This window comes from Desulfovibrio sp. 1188_IL3213, from assembly GCF_036763145.1.
GTDB lineage: Bacteria > Desulfobacterota > Desulfovibrionia > Desulfovibrionales > Desulfovibrionaceae > Desulfovibrio.
Window position 1 is genome coordinate 1 of the sequence record NZ_JBAIYR010000304.1, and the last position, 2,923, is coordinate 2,923.

2 protein-coding genes and 1 pseudogene are annotated in these 2,923 nt (G+C 59.2%); all 3 read left to right on the forward strand.

The window, feature by feature from the left end; translation table 11 throughout:
• Positions 1-405, forward strand: a pseudogene (locus V6C16_RS10630) (sel1 repeat family protein); the annotation flags it as partial.
• 107 nt (positions 406-512) lie between these two features.
• Positions 513-2,528: a vWA domain-containing protein gene (locus tag V6C16_RS10635; RefSeq protein WP_333534936.1), complete on the forward strand. Its 2,016-nt coding sequence runs from the start codon at positions 513-515 to the stop codon at positions 2,526-2,528.
• 23 nt (positions 2,529-2,551) lie between these two features.
• On the forward strand, positions 2,552-2,881 hold the full coding sequence (locus tag V6C16_RS10640; protein ID WP_333543174.1) for an ATP-binding cassette domain-containing protein: 330 nt from the start codon (positions 2,552-2,554) through the stop codon (positions 2,879-2,881).
• Positions 2,882-2,923 lie beyond the last annotated feature (42 nt).

A 2,923-nucleotide genomic window follows, 5' to 3' on the forward strand; every position in this document is an offset into this window, starting at 1 on the left:
GCAGACCCCGGCGCAGCGGCCAAATCTCCCCTGGCAGCTGCCCGCGAACAACTGCGCGGAGAAGCCCTGCCCGATGTGAGTCTGGCCCTGGCCAAACCCATGCGCAAGGCCGATGCAAGCCCTGAAGAATGCGACGCGGCATTCCTGCTGCTTGAGGACGCCGCCCAGAAAGGCAATGGCGAGGCCATGCTGCTGGTGGGTGAATACTACGATCCCACGGCCACTCTGCCCAGGGGCAGCATCCCTGTGGATATGACACAGGCCAAACGCTGGTATGATGAGGCCCTGCTCAAGAGCGACAAAGCGCAGGCTCAGGCCGCACTGAACAAACTTAAGGAATACGCCAGGGCCGAGGAAGCCAAGGGCAACGTGGAAGCGCGGGCCTTGCTGCAAAGCTGGAACTGATTTCCGCTTTTCAGCGATCTGCCCCGCTGTACCGGCAAACCCGGTGCAATCCGGGGCATGGCCGCCCCCAGATCATACTGCAAAACGGAGTCCGGGAGGAAACCCGCATGCGCCCCATATCCATCATATCCTGCCGCCACTTACTGTTCGGCATTCTGTCCGGCATAGCGGCCTGCTCTCTTGTCCTGTTCTTCATTCTGGCTGCCGGAAACGTTTTTACCGCATCGCATGCTCAGGCAGCCCCTTTGCTGCTGGAAGGCAAAAAAACGCTTTTCCAGCGGGTGGTCAGCCATCCCGGGGCGCGCCTTACGGCTGCTCCGGCAGCAGACGCCGCCGTGGTGAAGGAAAACGTGACGCCCTTTACCGTTTTTTATGTCTATGCCCGCAATGAGGGCTGGCTTCAGGTCGGAAGCGGCGCCGCCACCCCCGAAGGCTGGATTGAAGCGGCCAAGGCCACAGACTGGAACCAGTCCCTCACTCTGCTCTTCACGCCGCGCACAGGCCGCGATCCCGTGCTCTTTTTCAAGACCGAAAACGCGCTGAACGACATCTGCGCCGCTCCGGACATGGATGTGCGCCTGAACAAGCTCAATGCCGAAGCCGCCGCTCTGCTGCAAGACGGCAAAACGCCACCAGCCGACTTTCCCGTGCTGGCCGGTGAGCCTGCGGACGCAGCCGGAGCGGTTTCTGAAAAACGTTTTTATCTCATGCCCATTCTGGACATGAAAGACCCCTTTGACGGCGTGAAATTTCTGCGCGTGGCTTCCATTGACCCCGGCAATGCCGCAGGCAGCCAAAACGGCAAAAGCGGCCCGCCCAAGACAGGCATTGCCCTTGTCATAGACACGACCATCTCCATGAAGCCGTATATTGATCAAAGCCTTAACGTGGTGCGCCATATATACGACAAGATTGAGCAGGACAAACTGGAAGACAACGTGGGCTTTGCAGTGGTCGCCTTTCGCAACAGCACACAGGCCACTCCTGGTCTGGGCTATGTGGCTGAAGTTGTAAGCGACTTCGCCACAGCCAAAAACCGTAAAAGCCTTGAAGAAAAACTTTCCAAGGTGCAGGAAGCCACCGTCTCCAGCCACGATTTCAATGAAGACTCCCTGGCGGGCGTGTATAAAGCCGTAGAGGCCCTCAACTGGGGCGATTATTCGTCGCGTCTCATTCTGCTCATTACCGATGCCGGCCCCCTCAAAAGCACGGATAAATACGCCTCCGTCAGCATGGGGTCCAGTGAGCTCAATGACTTTGCGCGGCAAAAAGGCATCTGGATATCCATCCTGCACATCAAAAGCCCGGGTGGGGCCAAAAACCACGCCTATGCCGAACAGAGCTACCGCGCCCTGGGCAAGCTCTCGGGCAACCGCTCAAACTATCAGGTGGTTGCCGCGCCCACGGCAGCAGCCGGAGCAAAGCAGTTTGCGGAAGTCGCCAAGGTGCTGGCCTCGGGCATGGTGAATATGGTTAAAAATACCGCTTTGGGCAAAATCATGACCAAACCCAAAGATGAAAAACCCCAAAAGCTCACCGCAGAGGAAGAAGCCGCCCGCCTTGCCGCCACCCTGGGCTATGCCATGCAGTTGGAATATTTCGGAAGGGCGCGTGAAAATCAGGCCCCCAGCGTGGTCAGCTCGTGGATTGCCGATATGGATCTCAAACGTCTTGCCAAAAGCGAACAGAGCCCCAGCGTGGAAGTGGCCGTGCTGCTGACCAAAAACCAGCTTAATGACCTGAGCGCCCAGATAAAGGCCGTCATCGACAGCGCGGAGCGCACCAAAAAGACCGACTCACGCGACTTTTTTCAGGGTGTGCTCTCTGCCTCCACGCGCATGGCCCGTGACCCCAACATGCCGACTCAGGGAAAAAATCTGGCGCAACTGGGTGTGCTGGCAGAATTTCTGGACGGGCTGCCCTACAAAAGCGACATCATGCTGCTGCGTGAAGAAGATTGGTACCGCATGAGCGTGGGCGAGCAGACGGCCTTTATCAACAGGCTCAAATCACGCCTGGCCCGGTATGAGGAATATGACCGCGACCGCGCCAACTGGGAAAGCTTCGGCCAGCCCAATCCCGGCGACTGGGTATACCGCGTGCCTTTGAGCATGCTGCCCTAGACTGTGTCTGACAAGGCCCGCATATGGACAATCTGGTTTTCTCCCTGCGGCGGATAAGCAAAAGCCGGCCCGGCGCCGAAGGCTTCAGCCTGCGTGTAGAGCGTCTTGATATTCCCCGCAGCGGTCTGCTGGCGCTGGTCGGCCCCAGCGGCTGCGGCAAAAGCACGGCCCTTGACCTGCTGGCCTGCATACTGCGCCCGGATACGCATTCGGCCACTGACGACGGGAAAGAACAGCGTTTTCTGTTCAGTCCGGAGCCGCATGAAGACGTGGACGTGCTGCGGGCCTGGGGTACGGGCGGCCCCAACGCCCTTGCTCTGCTGCGCCAGCGCCCGCGCCTTCAACTACCGTGACCGGAACGGGGTTCGGTTCATGTCTGGCTGGGCCAGTCCCGA